Source organism: Shewanella sp. MSW (assembly GCF_007636515.1).
In the GTDB taxonomy this organism is placed as follows: Bacteria; Pseudomonadota; Gammaproteobacteria; order Enterobacterales; family Shewanellaceae; genus Shewanella; species Shewanella indica.
The window spans coordinates 187,942-209,603 of the sequence record NZ_LVDR01000002.1 but is presented as its reverse complement, the minus strand read 5'-3'; the positions used below and the strand labels follow the sequence as shown (position 1 = coordinate 209,603).

Here is a 21,662-nt window from a genome sequence, read left to right as displayed (position 1 = left end):
CCGACGCAGACAATAGCTCCACGGTCGCACAAAAAGTAAAGCACTGCAGTCTGATCGAGGGCTGACAAAGCCGCCGAGTCGCTTCAGTCCCTGAGCCTAGTTATCCTAGGTGATGGGATGAAGCTACGCTGGCAATACCGTCAGCCTCGAAGAACAGGCTGCAGATTCAGTAGTCGAAACCAGGCTGCGCTTTAACCCCCGCCTCAAACGCATGCTTCACGCTATTCACCTCACTGACAGTATCTGCCAATTCAATCAGTTGCCTGTGGCAGTTGCGGCCGGTGATGATCACATGCTGCATGGGGGGACGATTTTGCAACGCATCTATCACTCGCTGCAGATCCAGATAGTGGTAGCTGACCATATAGGTGAGTTCATCGAGCAGCAGTATGTCTATGCTGGCATCCTGAAGCCATTTTTCGGCGGCCGCCCAGGCCTTTTCGGCGGCGGCGATATCCTTGGCTTTGTCCTGGGTGTCCCAGGTAAAGCCTGTGCCCATGACTTCGAACTTGACCCCGGCGCCTTCCAGTAGCTTGCGCTCACCGCACTCCCAGGTGCCCTTGATAAACTGCACCACGGCGCCCTGCTTGCCATGACCGACCGCGCGGGCCAGAGTGCCAAAGCCGGAGGTGGACTTGCCCTTGCCGTTACCTGTCACGACCAGGAGTATGCCCTTCTCTTCGGTGGCGGCCGCGATTTTGGCATCCACCGCCGCTTTTACTTTCTGCTGCCGCTGTTTATGACGCTCTGCCTTGATATCGGTTTGATTATTATCGGTCACCCTGGCCTTCCTCTTTGAATATGTTGATTATTTTATTGAAATCCAGATGTTGCTCCAGCACATCGGCCAAACGATCCAGCTGTTGCTGGCGCTGCTGATTGATATCCACGGCATGGCCCTGTGGCGCCGTCATCCCGGCCCAGGCGAGCAGCAGCTCACAGGCCTCTGGGCTGTCAAACAGACCATGCAAATAACTGCCGAGAATTTGATTATCCTCCGACAGCAGGCCTTCGCTGCGGACTGCTGCGATTTGTGTAGGTACTGTGGTTTTTGCAGGCTCAGTGGCGCTGACGCGGTTGGCGTCACTGCCTCGCTCATTAAGCAACAGTGGCTGGGTGTATTGGTCCGGGATCCGCGACGCTCCGCAGTGGATCTCATAGCCGGAGACTGACGCCGATGATTGCCCAAGCCTCAGGCTACCGCTGACATTGAGCAGCTGTTTTTCGACTTGCAGCTCGGTAGTGAGCGGCAGGTAGCCCAGTCCTTGGCTGGTACCGGGCAAGTCTTCCAGCCCCAAGGGGTCGGCAATGCTCTGCCCCAGCATCTGAAAGCCGCCGCAGATACCGATAAGCTTGCCGCCATAGCGCAGATGGCGGGCTATGCCCTTATCCCAGCCCTGTTGGCGGATAAAAGCCAGGTCGGCGCGCACATTCTTGCTGCCGGGCAGCAGCAGGAGATCCAGCCCAGGAAGTTCGCCCTGATGGGTCGGCCCTATATAATAAAACTCGATATCCGGATGCAGCCGCAGCGGGTCAAAGTCGGTATGGTTGCTGATCCTGGGGTACACCAAGACGCCGACTCGCAGTCGCGTCCCAGTTCTTTCAGATTGAGTTGTTTCAGATTGAGTTGCTTCAGATTGAGCTCGTGCTGATTGAGCTGTTGTCGGCTGCTCGGTAGTTCCCCCCTGAGACTGAGCAGTTGTTTGCACCAGTGCATCTTCGGCGTCCAGATGCAGGGCATCGAGGTAGGGCAATACGCCCAATACCGGCTTGCCGGTGTGAGCCTCGAGCCAATCCAGCCCGGACTGCAGCAATGAGATATCACCGCGAAAACGATTGATCACAAAGCCTTTTACCCGCGCCTGCTCACTCTCGGACAGCAGGGCCAAGGTACCGACCAGGTGGGCAAATACCCCGCCCTTGTCAATATCGGCGATGAGGATCACCGGGCAGTCCACCGCTTCGGCAAAGCCCATATTGGCAATATCGCCCTGGCGCAAATTGATTTCGGCCGGGCTACCGGCGCCTTCTACCAGCAGCCAGTCAAACTCCTGCTGCAACCTGTGCCAGGATGCCAACGCCGCCTGCATGGCAGCGGCTTTATAGTCACGACTCTCGGGGCCGAAAAAGGCGGCGGCTTCCAGGCTGGTCAGCGCCTTGCCCTGAATTATCACCTGCGCCTTGGTATCCGAGCTGGGTTTAAGCAATACCGGGTTGAAGTCGATTCTCGGCTCAAGACCGGCGGCCACCGCCTGCAGCGCCTGGGCCCGGCCAATTTCACCGCCATCCCGGGTGACGGCGCTGTTAAGCGCCATATTTTGCGGCTTGAAGGGCGCCACTCGCTGACCATGACGATGAAACACACGACAGAGTCCGGCCACTAAGGTGCTCTTACCGGCATCCGAAGTGGTGCCCTGCACCATAAGGCTGCGGCCAGGCCGGGCCAGAGCCGACAATTCAGCTTTAAGTTCTGCGCCATTATGGGGTACTGGATTACTCATACCTTACCCCGCTGATCCGGGCTTGTACCCGAAACGCTCAAGCCCAGGGAGCCACTGCTATCAGAGCTCACAGGCTTTAACGCCAGCGGTAAACCTGCGACAACCAGAGTGACTCTGTCTGCCTTGGCAGCCAGCGCCTGATTGAGCCAACCGGCCTCATCGACAAAACGCCGACTCAGCTCCCCAAGCGGCACTATGCCGGAGCCAACTTCATTGCTCACCAACAGCAGATCGCCGTCAAACTCGGCTACCGCCTGCAGCAAGGCCGCGCGTTCACAAGCCATATCGGCACCAAAGCAGAGCTGATTACTGAGCCAAAGCGTCAGGCAGTCTACCAATACCGGCGCTCCAGAGCCTGAGCGCTGCACAAGCGCCTTGGTCAAATCGAGCGGCACCTCGGCCAACTGCCATTCGAGGCTGCCGCCTTGGCGTTCAGTTTGATGGTGGGTGATACGCCGGGCCATCTCCTCATCGGCGGCCTCGGCTGTTGCCAGATACCAGGGGCGGACATTGGCCGGGCACAAGTCGGCCAGTTGCCGCTCGGCGTAACCACTCTTGCCGCTGCGGGCACCGCCCAGAATAAGATGGATCATGCCGGGCTGCCTCCCAATGCCAGCAACAGCATATAAACCGCCAGCTCACTCACCTGCTGCGCCGCCCCTAGGGTATCACCTGTGTAACCGCCAATCTGGCGCCGGAACCAAAACACCAGGGCCCAACGCAGCAGCAACATGGTCGGCAATAGCCAGAACAGCAGCGTGGTGGACAGCAGTGCCGTCAGCACAATTCCAGTCAGCAGCAAAATACCCAGCTCATTGAGCCCCTGCTGCTGCGCCAAAGGTTTGCTTTTGCCCTCGTCGCGAACATAGGTTTCGCTGAAGATAATGCTGGCCGCCGTCACCCGGCTGACACAGTGCGCCAATACCAGGGCCAGCGCCGCCTGGTTGATGTCGTAAAGTGCCAACTCCAGCAGTAACTGGTACTTGAGCAGCAACACCAACACCAATGCCAAGGCGCCATAGCTGCCAAGGCGGCTGTCTTTCATGATTTTCAGTTTGTCTTCTACCCGCCAACCGCCGCCGAAACCATCGGCGGTGTCGGCCAGGCCATCTTCATGAAAACCGCCGGTAACCAGCACACTGCTAATCATCGCCAGCACTATGGCGATGGAGCTTGGCAATATGCCGGCGGCCAGCAGTAACACCAAGGCGGAGATCAAACCCACCACCACGCCCACCAGGCCAAAGTAGCGGCTGGCCTTGTTGAGGCTGTCGCTGTCCACCGTCAGGGCGCTGGGTACAGGAATACGGGTGAAAAAACCTATTGCGATCAAAAATAGCCGCAGCTGCCCGAGCCAGAATCCCATCAGAGCACCTCTTGGGTAGCAGGCTCTACCACCTTGTCGACCCCGGCTTCACCAAAGCTGGCCATCTGGTTGTAGAAGTTGGCCGCCGCCTGCACCAAAGGCAGCGCCAGCGCCGCGCCCGAGCCTTCGCCCAACCTGAGCCCAAGCCTGAGCAAGGGCTTGGCGGACATGGCCTCGAGCAGCAACTTGTGGCCGCGCTCTTCAGACTCATGGGCAAAAATAAGATAATCCCTCACCCCCGGCGCCAAACGCACAGCCGCCAGCGCCGCTGTCGACGCGATAAAACCGTCCACCAGCACGGGCACGCCAAATTCGGCCGCCGCCAACATGGCCCCTGTCATCTGCACTATTTCAAAGCCTCCGAGGCAGGCGAGGATACTGAGTGGCTCGGTCAGCTCGCAGTGGTGCAGCAGCAGTGCCTGCTCTATCAGCAGGCATTTGCGCTTAAGCGTCGCGGCATCTATGCCGGTGCCGCGGCCGACACATTCACTCACAGGCAAGCCTGTCAGAGCGGCCATCACGGCGGCGGCAGAAGAGGTGTTGCCTATTCCCATCTCCCCCAGCGCCAGCAGGTTGCTGCCGGCATCGATATGGCGTTTTACCAAGGTGCGCGCCATGGCAAACCCTTGACGCACAGCGCCCAGAGTCATAGCGGCGCGTTTGTGGATAGGCCCGGTACCGGCGCCCAGACGCTGCTCTGTAACCTCGGGGATCCCCAAGGGGCTGAGAATGCCGCAGTCAATCACCTCCAGCTCGAAGCCGGTCTGGCGACAAAACACATTGATGGCGGCGCCGCCGGCAACAAAGTTAAGCACCATTTGGGTGGTCACCTCGCTGGGAGCAATCGACACCCCGGCCGCGGCAATACCATGGTCGGCGGCAAACACCAGCATCACGGGGCGGCGGATGACTAACTCATCAGTGGCGGAACCGAGCTGAATGCGCCCCAACTGCAGCGCCAAAGCCTCCAGCTCACCCAAAGCGCCCAGGGGTTTGGTCTTGTTGTCTATGCGGGCCTGAATCGCGTCATCCAGCGCGTGATTGATTGCTGCAACCTGGTACATCCTTCCCTCTCTTATCGTTATTGGCCGCGTTTACGCAGCACCATCAGGAAAAACAGACTGCCGATGGCCGAGGTGATCACCCCCACCGGCAGCTCTTGGGTGGGCAGTATGCTGCGAGCCAGCACATCGACCCAAACCATAAACAGGCCGCCCGCCAGTGCCGTCAGCACCATGGGATGCTGCCCCGGCAGCAACAACCTGACAATATGAGGCACCATCAGCCCCACAAAACCTATCCCGCCGCAGTGGGCCACCAGAGTGGCGGTAATAAGCGAGCATAACAGCAGCATGGAAACCCTGAGCCTTTGCACCCTGATCCCCAGAGTGTGGGCGGTTTCATCACCGGCAAGCATCGCCAGCACCTGGCGCTTGAAGGCCAGGATCACCAGCAAGGCCGCCAGCACCACCAGAGTGGGCAGTCCAAGCCCATCCCAACTGGCACGGGCAAAACTCCCCAGACTCCAAAACAGCAAGGAGGTGGTGGCCTGCGGGGTGGAAAAATACAAGATCAAACTGGTGAGGGCGCTGAACATAAAGGAGATGGCGACCCCGGAGAGCAACATTCTCTCTATCTGGTTGCCGATATTCCTGCCCGCGAGCAGCAGTACCATGAGCACAGCCAAACTGGCACCGATAAAGGCTCCCAGCGGCAGCGATATCCCGGAGATGGCCGAACTCAGGCCAAGGCCGGTCGCCAGGGCGACCGAGACCACGGCGCCGAAGCTGGCGCCCGAGCTGATACCGAACAGGTAAGGATCGGCCAACGGGTTGCGGGTCACCGCCTGCAATACATAACCCGACAATGCCAGACCGCTGCCGGCGATAAAGGCCAGCAAGATACGCGGCAGGCGCAGATCCCAGACGATACGCTCGCTGATGGCAGAAGGCTCACCCACGCCCAGCAGGTGTTTGCCAATCACTCTTGCCACATCGAAGAGGCTGATATCGGCGGCGCCAAAACCGGCGGCGGCCAAGGGTGTCAACACAGTGCCGAGCAGCAACAGCAGCCAGCACCAGTAAAGTCTGGGCAAGGGCCTGAGAAACCAGCCGATAAGCGAGCGCCCCGGTGCGGCCACGGAAGCATTCATGCGCCACCTCCCACCGAGCGTGGGCGCCGGTCAGTTTCCTTGTGAGCAACACAGGTTTCGGCCGAGGCAGGCCCTGCCATTGGCTCGACTATCGCAGCGCCTTGAACCTCGCCACTGGCGAGCGCCGCCGAGCTTACAGCCTTGCCGTGACCAGGCTCTGGCGACTGATAGCCGTAAAAGTAGTGGATCAGCGGCCTTCCCAACTGCGGATGCGTCCCCACCTGGCAGCAAACACCGAAGACACCGGCAATTCTGTCTTCGGTCAATACGCTCTGGGGCGAGCCGTGGGCAATACGGCGGCCGTTATCCAGCAGTAAGAGTTCGTCACACAGGGCCGAGGCCAGATTGAGATCGTGAATCGAGGCGATCACCGTGACCCCCAGGCTGCGCACCAGCTCGAGGATCTGGATCTGATAGCGGATATCCAGATGATTAGTGGGCTCGTCCAGGATCAAAAGCTTGGGGCGCTGTACTATGGCGCGGGCAATCAAGGCCCTTTGCTTCTCTCCGCCGGAAAGCTGCGCGAAAGGCTCTGCGGCCTTGTGCTGCAACCCGACCTGCGCCAATGCCGCCTGCACCTGGGCCTTGTCGGTCGCCGATGGCATATCAAACAACCCCTTGTGGGGAGTCAGTCCCATGGCCACTAATTGAGTCAAATCCAGTGCCAACTGGGCCGGGGTATCCTGCAGCACCACGGCCACCTCTTTGGCGAAGGCTTTGGCAGACAAGCTATGGATATCCTGACCAAACAGCTGGATCTGGCCGCTATCCGGGCGGATATAACGATAGAGGCAGCGCAGCAGGCTCGACTTACCGGCACCATTGGGGCCTATGAGCCCGAGCATCTTGCCACTTGGCAGCTCAAAACCCACATCGGCCAATACGCTGTGACCACCGGGAAGCCAGCTAAGCTGTTGCACCTTGAGTGCCAGGCTCATAACCGCCCCCCGACATTGAGCCTGTGACCGGCAGAAGGCTCAAGCTGCAGTGGAAGAATCATCTATTCGCTCCCCCGGTTTACCCGCCCGGGTTTCTGGTTTGGTTTATCAGCCTGGGCAGGTCTCCTGACTCGCCGCCAAAGGCGACTCACAGTTGCGGGCACAGTCCGGGCTTTCCCGGTTCCCTGGGTTGGTTCACCTGCAAAGGCGCCAACACCCTGGCTGCTGCCGCACTTGGCGGCCATTTGGGGTTATTATCCCGGTTTTATCGCCCGGCACAATTGCCCGGCGCAATAGCGCAGCACTATTGCGGCCAGTGGAGCTTGCTGAAACACTGCCATTCCTGGTCACTTTCACCGCTGGCATCACCGCTGGCATCACGGCTGGCATAGAGGGTTATTCTGACCCAGGCCGCATAAGGTAGCTCCAAGGCGTTGAACACTGCCGCAGGCGGTATTTGCCCCGGCAGCAAAATCTCGGCCAGCAGCAGCCGGATAACCCCGCTGTGAGTCAAGATCAGTGCCGCATCGGCGCTTGCTGAAGAACCAGAGCCTTTTGAACCAGAGCCTTTTGAACCAGAGTCTCTTGAATCAGAGCTTTCGGAACAACTAACCTCTCTCGCAAGCCAGCGCTGCACCATAGTCTGCCAGCCATCCAACACCCGGCTACGAAAGGCTGGCAGCGATTCCCCGCCCGGCGGAGTATTGGCCACTGGGTCACGCCAGAAGGCTTCGGCCGCCTCGCTATGCTGCTGATAGACACTCGCCACCTTCATGCCGTCCCAGTCACCGAAGTCTAGCTCCCAGAGCCAGTCATGCTGCTGCAGCGGCGCCGGGAAATAGTCGGGCATATCGGCCTTGAGCTCGGCGGCAAAGGCCTGGCAACGCAGGGCCGGAGAACTCAGCAGCGCCAGGCGTTCGGGCGCACTCGGCAACTGCTCCAGCTCACTACTGATAGCCCGCCAGCTACGCCACATCTGCGCTTTGCCCTCATCGCTCAGGGCCACATCACTGCGGCCGCGGATAATCTCGCCGCCTTCACATTCACCGTGCCGCAGCAGATAGATATTCAGTTGCCTATGTTCAGCCACACACCTCTCCCGTCAGAGTCCCGGTGGTTACCGGGCCAATTTAACCTTGCCGCAGGCCGCCGGAATCCGTATATTATGGACGTCTATACGTATAAATGTCCAAAATAACTTTCCGCGCCCACACACGCCTTTGGCTATCATGCCAGATAGTGTCCCGGGCGTCAGGTCGGCAGAGATGATGTCGCGGATGCCAAGCACCGCGAATGTAAAACAGCAATAAGACAGGTATGAAAGGTAACCCTATGGCGACTTCCCAGCACTCCCCAAGCCAGACAGAGCTCAAGCTCAAACAGACCCTCAAAGAGCGGATCCTGATTTTAGATGGCGCCATGGGCACCATGATCCAGGACTACAAGCTGGAAGAAGCCGATTACCGCGGCGAGCGCTTCAAAGATTGGCATTGCGATGTCAAAGGCAACAATGATCTGCTGGTACTGACCCAGAGCGAGATCATCAAGACCATTCACAGGGAATACCTGCTGGCCGGTGCCGACATCATAGAAACCAACACCTTCAACGCCACCACCATTGCCATGGCCGACTACGAGATGCAAAACCTGGCGGCGGAGATCAATTACCAAGGCGCCAAAATCGCCCGCGAAGTGGCCGATGAAGTGGCCGCCGCCAGCGGTATTCCCCGCTATGTGGCCGGGGTGCTCGGCCCCACCAACCGCACCTGCTCCATCAGTCCGGATGTGAATGATCCCGGCTTTCGCAACATACATTTCGACGATCTTGTGTTGGCCTACAGCGAATCCACCGAGGCGCTGATCGCCGGTGGCGCCGACATCATCCTGGTGGAAACCATCTTCGATACTCTCAATGCCAAGGCGGCGCTGTTTGCCATCGAAAATGTGTTCGAGAAACTGGACCAAAGGTTGCCGGTGATGATTTCCGGCACCATTACCGATGCCTCGGGCCGCACCCTGACAGGGCAAACCACAGAGGCCTTTTACCATTCTCTCAGACATATCAAGCCGCTGAGCATAGGCCTAAACTGCGCCCTGGGCCCGAAAGAACTGCGGCCCTATGTCGAGGAGCTTTCCCGTATCAGCGAGTGCTTTGTCTCGGCGCACCCCAATGCCGGTCTGCCCAATGAATTCGGCGGCTATGACGAGACTCCGGCAGAGATGGCAAGCGTGATAGGCCCCTGGGCCGAAGAGGGTCTGCTCAATATTGTCGGCGGCTGCTGCGGCACCACGCCTGCGCATATCAAGGCGATTTCTGAAGCCGTTAGCCCTCATGCACCAAGGCCGCTGCCTGAGCTGCCGGTGGCATGTCGCCTCTCCGGACTGGAACCCCTGACCATAGATGCAAGCAGCCTGTTTGTGAATGTGGGCGAGCGCACCAATGTCACCGGCTCGGCCCGGTTTCTCAAGTTAATCAAAGAAGGCCAGTACGAAACCGCGCTGGAGGTGGCCCGTGACCAGGTAGAAAACGGCGCCCAGATCATAGATATCAACATGGATGAGGGCATGCTCGACGGGGTCGAGATGATGCAGAAATTCCTCAACCTTATCGCCTCAGAGCCGGATATCAGCAAGGTACCTGTGATGATCGACTCCTCCAAGTGGGAGGTGATTGAGGCCGGGCTCAAGTGCATTCAGGGCAAGGGAATAGTCAACTCCATCTCCCTCAAAGAGGGCGAGGCCAAGTTTATTGAACAGGCCAAACTGGTGAAGCGCTACGGCGCCGCCGCCATCATCATGGCCTTCGACGAACAGGGCCAGGCCGACACTCGGGAGCGCAAAACCGAGATCTGTACCCGCGCCTACCGGGTGCTGGTGGATAAGGTGGGCTTCCCGCCGGAAGATATTATCTTCGACCCCAATATCTTCGCCATCGCCACCGGCATAGAGGAGCACGATAACTATGCGGTGGACTTTATCGGCGCCATTGCAGATATCAAGGCCAACCTGCCCCATGCGATGATTTCCGGCGGGGTGTCCAACGTTTCTTTCTCCTTTCGCGGCAACAACCCGGTGCGAGAAGCCATTCATGCCGTGTTCCTCTATCACGCCATCAAGGCGGGGATGGATATGGGCATAGTCAACGCCGGTCAGTTGGCCATCTATGATGATATCGACCCTGAGCTGAAGCAGAAGGTAGAGGCCGTGGTGCTCAACCTGCCCTGCCCGGTTACCGACTCCAGTAACACAGAGCAGCTGCTCGAAGTCGCCGAGAAGTATCGCGGTGGCCCGGGCGGCGCAGGCAAGAAAGAAGATCTCGAATGGCGCAAGTTGCCGGTCAACAAGCGCCTGGAACACGCGCTGGTGAAAGGGATCACCGAATACATAGATGCCGACACCGAAGAAGCGCGCCTGCAGGCCAAGCGGCCGCTGGATGTGATTGAAGGCCCGCTGATGGACGGCATGAACGTGGTGGGCGATCTCTTTGGCGCCGGTAAGATGTTTCTGCCGCAAGTGGTCAAGTCCGCCCGGGTGATGAAAAAAGCGGTCGCCTATCTCAACCCCTATATCGAAGCCGAAAAAGTCGAAGGCCAGAGCAACGGCAAGGTGCTGATGGTCACGGTCAAGGGCGATGTTCACGACATAGGCAAGAACATAGTCGGGGTGGTGCTGGCCTGTAACGGCTATGAAGTGATAGATCTCGGTGTCATGGTGCCGGTGGAGAAAATCATCGAAGTCGCCAAGGCCGAGAAGGTCGACATCATAGGCATGTCCGGGCTCATTACCCCGAGCCTGGATGAGATGGTGCACAACGTTAAAACCTTCGAGCGCGAAGGTCTGACCCTGCCGGCGATTATCGGTGGTGCCACCTGCTCCAAGATCCATACCGCTGTGAAGATAGCGCCTCATTACCCCCACGGCGCCATCTATATCGCCGATGCCTCGCGCGCCGTGCCCATGGTCAGCAAGCTCATCAACAATGAAACCCGCCAGGCCACCATAGACGAAACCTATCGCGAATATGAAATGATGCGCCAAAAGCGCCTGTCGCAGACCAAGCGCAAGCAGATAGTGCCCTTGCAGGTAGCACGGGATAACCGCTGCAGCCACGACTGGGCCAACTACCAAGCAATGAAGCCCAACACCCCGGGGATCCAGGTGTTTGACGACTATCCGCTGGAGGACTTGCTCGAGCGCATCGACTGGACGCCGTTTTTCCGCGCCTGGGAATTGCACGGTCATTTCCCGCAGATCCTGGATGATGAAGTCGTTGGTACTGAGGCCCGTAAAGTCTATGCCGACGGCAAGGCGATGCTGGAGCAAATCATCCAAGAGAAGTGGCTCACCGCCAAGGGGGTTATCGGCCTCTTTCCCGCCAACAGCGTCAACTTCGATGATATCGAGATCTACACAGATGACTCTCGCAGCCAAGTGTTGCTGACCACCCATCATCTACGGATGCAGCTGGAGCGGGTGGGCAACCACAACTTCTGTCTCTCTGACTTTGTTGCTCCCAAAGAGAGCGGCGTGGCCGACTATATGGGTGGATTTGCGGTCACCGCCGGCCATGGCATCGACGCCCATATTGCCCGTTTTGAGGCGGCCCACGATGACTACAGCGCCATCATGCTCAAGTGTCTGGCCGACCGCCTGGCCGAAGCCTTCGCCGAGCGGATGCACGAGCGGGTGCGGAAGGAGTTCTGGGGTTATGCCAGCGAAGAAAACCTGGATAACGAGGCGCTTATTCGTGAAAAGTACAAGGGCATACGCCCGGCTCCCGGCTACCCTGCCTGCCCGGACCACACGGAAAAAGGCCTGCTTTGGCAGCTTCTTAAGCCAGATGAGTGTATCGACCTCAAGATCACCGAAAGCTTTGCCATGTACCCTACGGCGGCGGTCAGCGGCTGGTACTTTGCGCACCCACAATCACGCTATTTTGGGGTAAGCAACATAGGCCGAGATCAGGTGGAAGACTACGCCCGCCGCAAAGGGATGACAGTGGCCGAAGCCGAAAAATGGCTGGCCCCGGTGTTGGATTATGATCCTGAGTAAAAGAGGCTCTTAAGCGAACAACTGAGCTGTTCAGGGGCTTTCGCCTTTTCTCATCAGAGCCCCTGATTGCTGACCATTGTTCCTCTTTAAAACAAGCGCTTCCCAAAATCCGTTATTGTCTCCAATCACAGCCCTCTGGGCTTTCGCCCCGAGGGCTGGTGTAAAGGCCGCGAAAACATCAGCATCTATATCAGCGGTGTTGGATATCCCGAAGGATTATTGGCAATGAGTCAGCTCAGGTTCAGGAAGGGTAAAAACATGCACTCACCAAATCGCCAATAAAAACCTAACCAACTGTTAAATAATAAAATTATATGAATGAGCTTGGAGCTTCGACGGCTTAAAACACCTTACATCCAAGCCGGTAAACCGACGCTACGCACGCATGGGACTTGTGCACAACCTGCCTAACAACTCCAACTTGGACAATCCAAAATACACAATAAAATCAAGTAGATAGAGACTTTAGCGGCGGCAATCCCAGCATCATCCCCTCCCCTCATAGTTATCACACAAGATCTGAAGCTATCTCTGTGACAAGGCTCTTATTGTTCTATTTTTTGAGACAAAGAGACACATAGTTGCGGGCTTCTGTAAGCGCTTAACTTACCTTAAAGTATGACTCATCAACCCGATAAACATTTTAATAAAACGACTTAGCAGTCTTAGGAGTCTATGATGAAACTGAACAAAATAATGATGATGGCTGCAGGAGCAGCATTGGTATGTAGCAGTGCACAAGCAGTCGAGATAGAGTACTTCGCCGGGGCAGGTCTGGGCTACCAGGCTGATGAAATTGAGGGTGTAGTCAATAAAGACACCGAAGATATGAGCTATCAGGCACGTATAGGTATGCTGATTGAACAGCAACACCGTATTACCGGTACTTTTGGTTACATGGAAGATAAGTTCAGCGTTGCCGCCAACAACTACAAACAGGAACAATACAGCTGGCTGGTATCCTATGATTACCTATTGCCGGTGCATAAAGATGTCAATCTGTTCGCCGGTGTCAGTATGGGCGCCAATGACAACAAGATTGCCGGCAAATCTTCAACAGATTTCGTCTGGGGTGGTCAAGTCGGTGTCCAGTACAAATGGAGTGAACATTTCTCCTCAGACCTTGGCTATCGTTACCTGGCCCAGGACTATGAAAAGAACGGCATCGAAATTAATGACAGCCAGCAAGTATATTTGACCTTGGATTACAAGTTCTAAACTGTATTGACATAGTTTTCAAAGGGTACTGATAGTTTAAGTACCCGGGAATTTTAAACTCATTCTTCTTCATTCATCAACTATTGACCATTTGGCAAGTGCCAGTCAGCTTTAGGGCGACTGGCATTTTTTTATCATATTGATTTTTATAATATTGGTTGTCATTTAATGTCTATGTCCCGCAGATAGGAACTTAAACCAGCATGATGGGAAACAAGCCAATGGCAGACAAGCTTTCAGCAAGACCTTAGGCAATTGTGTAAGGTATGCTGAGAGTTAAATAAAAAAATCCGATGACTGTTAGCCACCGGATTTTTAACTTTATAAATGAAACTGCAAACACTCAGGCTTAACAGTTCACGATTTACCTGAGCTGACTATCTGTAACCTCAGTCTTCCACTGGGGAAACCACAAACAGCAAATCGCCTTGGGACACCTGTTGACCATTACTGTTGAGGATCCGCTCGATGCGGTATTTCTTGTCCTCTGGATACAGCTCGGCGCCTTTGCGGTTAAAGCCTGCCAGTGTCACCTGAGAGAACATCTTCATCGCTTCGGTCAGTGCCAGCGTCTGATCGACAGTCACTATATCGCCTTCCTTAACGAAGTCGGCTTCGCCCGGTGCCGGAGAGGTATAGAAGATACCCGCGCCCTGAGCCAACACCTTGAGCTCGTTGGACTCACCCACACGCAGCGATTCGGTATCCACACCTTGAGTTTCGGCAGCGGCTTCCATTTCGGCGATCAGGGCTGGGATATCCAGCTCGGCCATCAGGCGCGGCAGATAGTTGGTGTCATACACGCCTTCACGGAAGGTCTCGTCGGCCAGGATCCGCTTCAGCAGCGGGATGTTGGTGGCGATACCCTTGATGACCACCTGATCCAGATAGTCATACATCTTGGCAATCACATCGTCCCGGCTTTCACCACGGATGATGATCTGGGCAATCAGGCTGTCGTAGTATGGCGACACTTCTTTGCCATCGGCCGCGATAGAGATGATTTCCACATCATCGCGCTCAGGCATCACGCACTCAGTGATAAGCCCCGGGTTTGGCACCAACTGCAGAACGCCCTGGCTGTCCAGTGCCGCCTTCTCGGCTGTCACCCGCACTTCCATCGCATAACCGATTTCCTGCGGCTGCAGATCTTCAATGGAGCGACCGGCTGCCACATCGAATTGGGCGCTGACGATATCAATACCGGAAGTCGCTTCGGTTACCGGGTGCTCTACCTGCAGACGGGTATTCATCTCCATAAAGTAGACTTCGTTGGCATCCAGGTTATAGATGAACTCAACGGTACCTGCGCCCATATAGTCGGTGGCATCACCCAGAGCACGGGTGTATTCCATCACCTTCTGCTTGAGTTCTTCAGGCAGCATGGTGGAACCGGACTCTTCAATCACCTTCTGGTTGTTACGCTGCACCGAGCAGTCACGCAGACCCAGTACCTTGGTGTTGCCGAACTTGTCACGCAGCAGCTGAACTTCAATGTGACGCAGGGAAGTCACATATTTTTCCAGGTACAGGTCACCGTTACCAAAAGCGGCAGCCGCTTCGGTGGAGGTTTTCTGGAACAGGCCAATCATATCCTCGGGGCGCTTAACCACTTGGATACCCTTACCGCCACCACCTTGTACCGCTTTGAGCAGCACTGGGTAGCCGATTTCGTTGGCCACGTTAACCGCTTGCTCGGCATTGGTCAAAATACCGTGAGAGCCTGGTACCACGGGCACATTCTGCGCCTGAGAGGTCTTGATGGCGTTGGACTTGTTACCCATGGTTGTCATCGAGTGCACACTTGGACCAACAAAGTTCACGCCGTTGTTCACACACAGGGCAGCAAACTGTGGGCTTTCCGACAGGAAGCCAATCCCGGGGTGCAGCGCGTCTACCTGCTCATACTCGGCCACTTTCAACACTGAGTAAGCGTTCAGGTAGGACTCGTCGGAAGTATTACCACCGAGACAAACCAGCTTGTCGTCTTCCTTGAGCATGTCGGCAGGAACCGAAGTCATATCAGGATCGGACGCCACCAGTACCACATTAATGCCATTGTCGTGCGCCTTGCGGATCAGTTTCACCGCTGTACAGCCTCGGGCGTGTACCAGCACCTTGTCGATAGGCTTCATCAGGGCACGAGGATCGTCCTGTACTATCTCTTCGCTGACCTCTTCAACTTCAACCACCAGAGTCGACAGAGCATTGGTCAACACATCACTTATCTCAGCGTTAGGCATAGGCATTAGAGGATCTATGCTCTTGAGCTGTTCATCGAGCTGATTGCTGAATGGATTGTTGACCAGGCCATTCATCGCTCCGGGTACCTTGGACAGGTAGTTGGACAGAGTCGAAGTGGATGGCAGGTAAGCAGGTACCACCATCTGACCGGCAAACGGCATATTGGTACCGGACAGATAATAAGTCTGCACCAGAGGGTGAGTCACGAAGGAAGCCTGGGCTCCACCGGTACAGTCACCGAAACCGAACATCAGCACAGGCAGTTCGTTGTCACGCACGAAACGGGTAATACGGTCGTTTACCACGGCCATGGAGAACAGCGCAGCAGCCCCCTCTTTGGTCTGCATACCGCCGGAGCTGATAAAGCAGATCACCGGCAGCCTGCGCTTGGCACACTCAATAAGCAGGGCGGAGAACTTCTCGGCACTGGCCATATCGAAGGCACCGGCCTGGAAGGCGGTGTTGGATACGGCAACCCCGACACGCAGCGCCTTACCGCCATGTTCAAAGTCTGCCAGACCCGTGATCAAACCGCAGGGGCGAATGCCCTTGTCGAGTGCATCTTCAATAGAGAGACGGAAGCCTGGGAAGTTGAGCAAGTTGGCCGACATCTTGTCGCCGTTGAGCTCATCGAAGTTCTTGAAGAACTTGGCGATGATATTTTCCCAGGTCATATTGCCGGCTTTCTTCTCGTCACGCAGCACCTTCTGGATCAGCAGATCCTGGTAACCCATGGTCAAACGGTTCCAGAAGTCCTTACGACGACCGATACGCACCGGATTGATGGCACCTGTGTACTTGCCCTTATCCTCTTCACTGTCGAAGTATTCCGGCAACAGACGTTCGAAGAAGTAAGTCAGGATAACAAACAGCGAATCGTTCAGTTGTGGGAAACCCACACTCTTCCACTGCTCAGTCTTGGTCAGCAGTTCAGCGCGGTTGGACTGTGACATGAAGTACTTCAGCCACTTGTAGAACTTGCTCTTGTCGTTGGCGGTATCCTGAGTGGAAATCGCCCGGTCGATAGACTTGTGCAGCAAGCCATCAACAGACTGACGCGACAGGCTCTTGGCCATCATGGCTTCCTTGGCGATAGAGGCCAGGTTACCCACGACATTGTCGTACAGCGCGTTAAAGATCAGGATGTTGTAACACTGCCAAATGAAGTCTTCACGCAGTTCTTCATTGACCACGACATCCAATAATGTCAGTTGGTTCAGTTCAGGCCAAGGCGCCTGGGTCACTTCTGCCGGCAGAGTTTCCAGATAGTGGATAAGCCCCTTGAAGTTGTTGGCGGCATTACTCTTCCAGCGGTGATACAAAGACCAACCAATGTTGAACAACAGCGCCTTACGGGCCTTCTTGTAGTTCTCTTTCGGCTCACCCAGGATCAGACGGGTCAGCATGTTGCGCTCGGTGGAAACATCATCACGCTTGGAGATGAAGTTACTCCACAGTTTGTTGAGTTCTTCGTCGTAAACCAGTTTATCCGGACTGGACAGCCAAGCCTGGAACACCTTCTCCTGCTCTTTCTGGATCCGGGCCAACAGATCCCCTTCCGGCACACTCACCTTGGACAGGCGACCATACTGATCCATTGAGATGGAGTGAATACGGCTACGCAGGGTCAAATAACGCAAATAACGGTAGGCGCTGCCGAACAGGTTAAGGTGCATGGTCGGGCTGATAGCAACCGACATTTCCGCGTTGGACTCCAACGCCTTGAGGCTCTTGGAAGGCTCGAGGAAACGCTTGAGGCTGCGATCATAATGTTCGCGCAGGTCATCGGATTCTTTTACAAACTGCACCGCAGCGCGCTCAATGGCTTCGATGGCGCTGATGATGGCGCGGCGCAGATTGTGCTGACGCTCATCGCGATCATAAGGAGAGAAATCCACAATGCCATCGATACAACCTGAAGTGTAAAGCTCTTCCGGGGACACGCCCACAGACTTGGCACACTCCTGCCATGAAAGGTTGTACTTGCGGGCAATGCTCTGCAGGCCCTGAGGCTGAATGGTGTTGAAAATACCATCACGCAGCGACAACAGTATATTGGCCGCCGCCAGTGGAATAGCCCCGCCCGAGTAGCCAGCACCAATCACTATACCCAGAGTCGGCACATCGACGTTGGCACTTTCGGCAATCGCCTTGGAAATAGAATGCGCCTGGTTGTGGCTGTTGGCCACTTCACCGGCATCGGCTCCGGGGGTATCAATCAAGTAAACGATGGGCATGGACAATTCGGCAAAATGGCGAATCGCCTCACAGGCCTGCAGGTGGTGCTCCGGCATCCAGGCACCGTTGGCCGTGGTGCGCTCCTGGGCGATAAAGCCGATGCGGCGGTTACGACCACCAAAATTCAGCTCTATTTCGGCGCTGTAGAATGGGCCGTTGTGGCTCTCGGCGATCATTTTGCCTTTCAGATCGGCAATGATCCTTTTGGCACCTGGACGGTTCTTGTCCTGGGTAGGCTGGATAACTTTGGCAACATAGCCATCCACATCCAACTGCGCCAATGACTTTAAGTTACTCTGGATGGCATCGTCATCCAACAGACCCTTTATCTCTTCTGAAAGGCTCTGTTTGCTGTGCTCTGGGAACAGCGAAAAATCTTTAGCCAAATGCTCCGCCTGCAAAAACAGGGGATCCGGAGTCTGGGCTTGAGTCGTGTTTGCGGGCTGCTTCTTGCTGGTCATCTATCGATCCTCTGCTAAGCCTCTGAAATTTTTTAGCCAGTAAATATACCTTTGTTATCCCGTCAAATGCCATTAAACTGCCTTAGACGCTATGTTCCATTTTTGAGACAGTAATAAAAACATGCCAGATTTGAATGGGATGCTCCTATTTGCAGCAGTGGTCAGAGCAGAAGGCTTCTCTCAGGCGGCCCGTGAAACCGGCCTGCCAAAGTCTACCATTAGCCGAAAAATCGCCCAACTGGAACAACAGCTTGGGGTACGTCTGCTGCAACGAAATACCCGCTCAATAAGCCTCACTCAGGTGGGCGCGCTCTTTTATCAACACTGTGACAGCATCTGCAACGAAGTGGAAGCGGCAAAAGCCACAATCGAGAATACCCATAACGATGTTTCCGGTTCATTGCGGATTGCGATCCCGGTTTCATTCAGCCAAGAGTTAATCGCCAATCTCTGCAGCGGCTTTATGCGTCTCTATCCTGGGGTCGAACTGGATGTACAGTTTACCGATGCCGATGTGGGCTTGGTAGGCGAAGGCTATGATATCGCCATCAAGTATGGCCCGCTGCAGCCTTCGGATCTTGTCGCCCGGCTCCTGTTTGAACGTCAGCCGATTCTGGTGGCAGGCCCTGGCTATCTCAAGTCCAAAGGAACGCCGGCAACCCCGAGAGATCTGGCCCGCCACGATGGTATCTTGCTGGGTACCTCCCGTTCGGCCCCCATCTGGCCGCTGGGAAAGGGTAGCCGCAAAACCATGGCCAGCTTCAGGCGCCGCACTCGGGTAAACAGTGCCATCATGGTCAAGCAACTGGCGCTGGATGATTTTGGCATCGCCATGTTGTCCCATTCGGTATGCAAGAACGAACTGGCCAGTGGCGCCCTGGTGCCGCTGCTGCAGGAATGGCCCATAGAGCCCTTTAAGGTCTATGGCGTCTACTCCTCCCGTCGGCAACTGGCGACCAATATCAGTGTGTTTCTGGACTTTTTCACCAAACGCTTCAACAGTCAGGAGTCATTGCAATCTTTAATGATGTAGCCAATCTTTGCAGATGAAAGTAGGCTGAGGAATCAATAGCACAGCACACAAGTCGGCCTTCTGTGACTTATTTTTGGCTCTCTATATTCCGTGCCAGCCATACTCAAGGCAGTAGCTGTTCCTGCTTGAGCACCTGTTTCACCAGTTGTTGGCGCAACGGTAACTGGCCAGCTGAGGCCAGATCCAGGTTAATGGCGAAATAGACAGTGTTGTCGTCCAACTCCAACCAACCGACCCACCAACCTATGGCCGGAGTATGCCGCACACCATAGCCTGTCTTGGCACGAATGATATAGTCAGTACTCGCTTCGGTCAGCATCATCTGTTTGACAATTCGCTGGCTGCGCTCGGACACAGGCAACTTGTTGTCATGCAGTTGCTGCAGAAAATCCAGCTGTTGAAACGCCGTTATCCTAAGTTGGCCGTCGAGCCAGAAACTGTCCGCTTGACCGCCGATATCCTGATTGCCATATTGCAGCTGCCGCACCATAGCTGCCATCACTTTGGGGCCTATCTCCCTTGCCAACTGCTGATACACAGGCACCACAGAATACTTCATTGCGGTGCGAAAACTCTGGTCCCGGTTCCAGGCAGCAATTTCACGAACCTTTCCGTCCCAGCTAAAACGACTGGTTTCATCGCGCACTGCCCCGGTTTGCAACGCAATAAGGCTGGAGGGGATCTTAAAGGTAGAAGCCGGAATAAAAGCTTCGGCGGCGCGACTTAGATTGTTGGAGAGCCCCAAAGAACGCTTTTGATCCCAAAGCAGCAAACAGCCTTTAACACCTGCGGATTCGAACAGTTTGTCCCAGCGGCGTACCTCTTGCCACCCCTCGGCCGTGACCTCAGAGCCGACGTCACTGACCTTGGTCTGCGCCGCTGCCACAGCCTGCGTTTGTTGAGCCAATAAACACAGCAACATGGGTAGCAGCAAACGCTTACTCAGGCGCTTTCTGTGCAAAGCTTTATTCATCTCATTCCCCTTTTAATCCCGGCAGTCAAAGCAACAAGCATACAGCCCTGGGGTGAATAAATGTCTGGCAAAGCCCTGCTCAATTGTGGCAACAATCTGGCAAGGCAACAGATAGCTTTCCAGTTGCTGGCGAGTGTTGCATACTTGAAGAAGGTCGAATAACGCAGAGAGCCAATGACTGTGCAAGCCACTCACAAAAGAGAAGGCCACGAGGACTTATTCGCACCGTCCCTAACTTTACAACTCTATAAGCGAAAGGAACTGCCATGTTTAAGCCTAGCCTGGCCATAGCCCTGCTGTCGGGTACTCTGGTTTCTCTGTCGGCTCAGGCCGGTGTCGAAGAGGATCGCCTGCCTGCCGCCAACGAAAAAATGCCTCAAGTGGTCCAGCGCTATCAGGCATTGACTGATGATTTGGTAACCAAATACCGCCAACATACCGATGAGCTCAAGGTTACCCAGATGGTGGCGCACCAGGGGCAACGCCTGTGGCAACAGGCGGTCAGAGATGTGCAGTCAGGTCACAGCGACGATCGCTCCCTTTATTGGAGCCGGTTGCAAATGCGCGCAGAGCTAAGCAAACAATCGCCCAAGTTCAATATCGCCTCCTGGCAACGGCAGATACTCACCAAGGCAGTGGAAAAGTCATCCCGAGGTTTCAGCGATATCGACTTTAAAGATGATGTCAGCATCAAGATACTGCTGACCGGATTCGACCCCTTCTTTCTCGACCGCAATATAGAGCAGAGCAACCCTTCAGGTCTGGTCGCTTTGGCATTGGATGGTTACCGCTTTTCGGTTAACGGCCGTCATGCGCAGATAGAGACTGTGATGATCCCGGTGCGTTTCGCCGACTTTGATGAGGGCATCATAGAGTCGCTGTTGACCCCGGTTTATCGCGACAAGAGTGTCGACATGGTGGTCACTGTCAGTATGGGGCGCAGCGACTTCGATCTGGAGCGCTTCCCGGGCCGCAACCGCAGCGCCGAAGCACCGGACAACCGCAATATTTTCACCGGCGCCAGTATACAGCGCCCTCTGCCCCCCAAGCTGGATAACGATACCCTCAATGGCCCTGAGTTTGTCGAGTTCTCCCTGCCGGTAGCGGCCATGCAAAGTATAAATGGCCGCTGGAAGGTCAACGACAACCATAGCGTCAGCACTATTTCCCGGGGCGAGTTTCAGGCAAGTAGCCTGAGCGAACTGCAAAACAGCATTTCGGTGGAGGGCTCTGGCGGCGGTTACCTGTCCAACGAAATCTCCTACCGGGCTATCCTGTTGCAGAACCAACTCGGCAGCCGCATTCCCACCGGGCATATTCACACCCCGAGAATTGCCGGTTTTGAAGCCGATACCGAAACGGCAATTGTCGAGCAGGTCAAAGCCATGCTGACAGCGGCTGCCAAAAGCCTATAATTCCTTACTCATAGAGGCGCGGTTGCGCCTCTGCTTATTTGCCACCAATTAATGCCAATTCGAGTTTTCTC

The 21,662-nt window shown here is 55.6% G+C and carries 14 protein-coding genes and 1 riboswitch; of the genes, 4 read left to right on the top strand and 10 right to left on the bottom strand.

Annotated features, from left to right (window positions below; all coding sequences use genetic code 11):
* Nucleotides 1–166 precede the first annotated feature (166 nt).
* The 8 genes from cobO to AYI96_RS02500 form a co-directional block, all read right to left on the bottom strand.
* Nucleotides 167–781: a cob(I)yrinic acid a,c-diamide adenosyltransferase gene (cobO, locus tag AYI96_RS02535; RefSeq protein ID WP_025011252.1), complete on the bottom strand. Its 615-nt coding sequence runs from the start codon at nt 779–781 to the stop codon at nt 167–169.
* On the bottom strand, nt 771–2,423 hold the full coding sequence (locus AYI96_RS02530) for a cobyric acid synthase (protein WP_144360993.1): 1,653 nt from the start codon (nt 2,421–2,423) through the stop codon (nt 771–773). Before AYI96_RS02530 ends, cobO begins: the two co-directional genes overlap by 11 nt.
* Nucleotides 2,424–2,497: 74 nt before the next feature.
* Nucleotides 2,498–3,094 carry a bifunctional adenosylcobinamide kinase/adenosylcobinamide-phosphate guanylyltransferase gene (cobU, locus tag AYI96_RS02525; RefSeq protein ID WP_144360941.1) on the bottom strand — a complete coding sequence of 199 codons (597 nt, stop codon included), beginning with the start codon at nt 3,092–3,094 and terminating at the stop codon, nt 2,498–2,500.
* The gene (locus tag AYI96_RS02520) at nt 3,091–3,867 is read right to left on the bottom strand and encodes an adenosylcobinamide-GDP ribazoletransferase (RefSeq protein WP_025011255.1); all 777 of its coding nucleotides are present in this window, start codon (nt 3,865–3,867) and stop codon (nt 3,091–3,093) included. The genes cobU and AYI96_RS02520 overlap by 4 nt, the downstream gene beginning before the upstream one ends.
* Complete coding sequence (cobT, locus tag AYI96_RS02515; protein ID WP_039034161.1) at nt 3,867–4,931, bottom strand: nicotinate-nucleotide--dimethylbenzimidazole phosphoribosyltransferase; 1,065 nt, start codon at nt 4,929–4,931, stop codon at nt 3,867–3,869. Before cobT ends, AYI96_RS02520 begins: the two co-directional genes overlap by 1 nt.
* Nucleotides 4,932–4,948: 17 nt before the next feature.
* On the bottom strand, nt 4,949–6,019 hold the full coding sequence (locus tag AYI96_RS02510; RefSeq protein WP_093982376.1) for a FecCD family ABC transporter permease: 1,071 nt from the start codon (nt 6,017–6,019) through the stop codon (nt 4,949–4,951).
* Entirely contained in the window at nt 6,016–6,957 is a 942-nt protein-coding gene (locus tag AYI96_RS02505; protein WP_144360940.1) for an ABC transporter ATP-binding protein, read from the bottom strand. The genes AYI96_RS02510 and AYI96_RS02505 overlap by 4 nt, the downstream gene beginning before the upstream one ends.
* 98 nt (nt 6,958–7,055) lie before the next feature.
* A riboswitch (cobalamin riboswitch) is annotated at nt 7,056–7,193 on the bottom strand.
* A gap of 68 nt (nt 7,194–7,261) precedes the next feature.
* Entirely contained in the window at nt 7,262–8,047 is a 786-nt protein-coding gene (locus AYI96_RS02500) for a histidine phosphatase family protein (RefSeq protein ID WP_144360939.1), read from the bottom strand.
* Between the two features lie 242 nt (nt 8,048–8,289).
* Between AYI96_RS02500 and metH the strand changes: the two genes are divergently transcribed.
* Both metH and AYI96_RS02490 read left to right on the top strand, forming a co-directional pair.
* Nucleotides 8,290–12,009 (top strand): methionine synthase, encoded by a 3,720-nt coding sequence (metH, locus tag AYI96_RS02495; protein WP_144360938.1) that lies wholly within the window; start codon nt 8,290–8,292, stop codon nt 12,007–12,009.
* A 678-nt stretch (nt 12,010–12,687) separates the two neighbouring features.
* Nucleotides 12,688–13,227, top strand: a complete 540-nt coding sequence (locus AYI96_RS02490) for an outer membrane beta-barrel protein (RefSeq protein WP_083399827.1) — start codon at nt 12,688–12,690, stop codon at nt 13,225–13,227.
* A 389-nt stretch (nt 13,228–13,616) separates the two neighbouring features.
* On the opposite strand, the gene AYI96_RS02485 is transcribed toward AYI96_RS02490, so the two are convergent.
* Nucleotides 13,617–18,170, bottom strand: a complete 4,554-nt coding sequence (locus AYI96_RS02485; RefSeq protein ID WP_144360937.1) for a biotin carboxylase N-terminal domain-containing protein — start codon at nt 18,168–18,170, stop codon at nt 13,617–13,619.
* Between the two features lie 121 nt (nt 18,171–18,291).
* Between AYI96_RS02485 and AYI96_RS02480 the strand changes: the two genes are divergently transcribed.
* Nucleotides 18,292–19,203 carry a LysR family transcriptional regulator gene (locus AYI96_RS02480; protein WP_025008920.1) on the top strand — a complete coding sequence of 304 codons (912 nt, stop codon included), beginning with the start codon at nt 18,292–18,294 and terminating at the stop codon, nt 19,201–19,203.
* Between the two features lie 103 nt (nt 19,204–19,306).
* Here AYI96_RS02480 and blaOXA read toward each other — a convergent pair whose 3' ends face one another.
* Complete coding sequence (gene blaOXA / locus AYI96_RS02475) at nt 19,307–20,176, bottom strand: OXA-55 family carbapenem-hydrolyzing class D beta-lactamase (RefSeq protein ID WP_144360936.1); 870 nt, start codon at nt 20,174–20,176, stop codon at nt 19,307–19,309.
* A 266-nt stretch (nt 20,177–20,442) separates the two neighbouring features.
* On the opposite strand from blaOXA, the gene AYI96_RS02470 reads away from it, so the two are divergent.
* Nucleotides 20,443–21,591, top strand: a complete 1,149-nt coding sequence (locus AYI96_RS02470) for a hypothetical protein (protein WP_144360935.1) — start codon at nt 20,443–20,445, stop codon at nt 21,589–21,591.
* Nucleotides 21,592–21,662 lie beyond the last annotated feature (71 nt).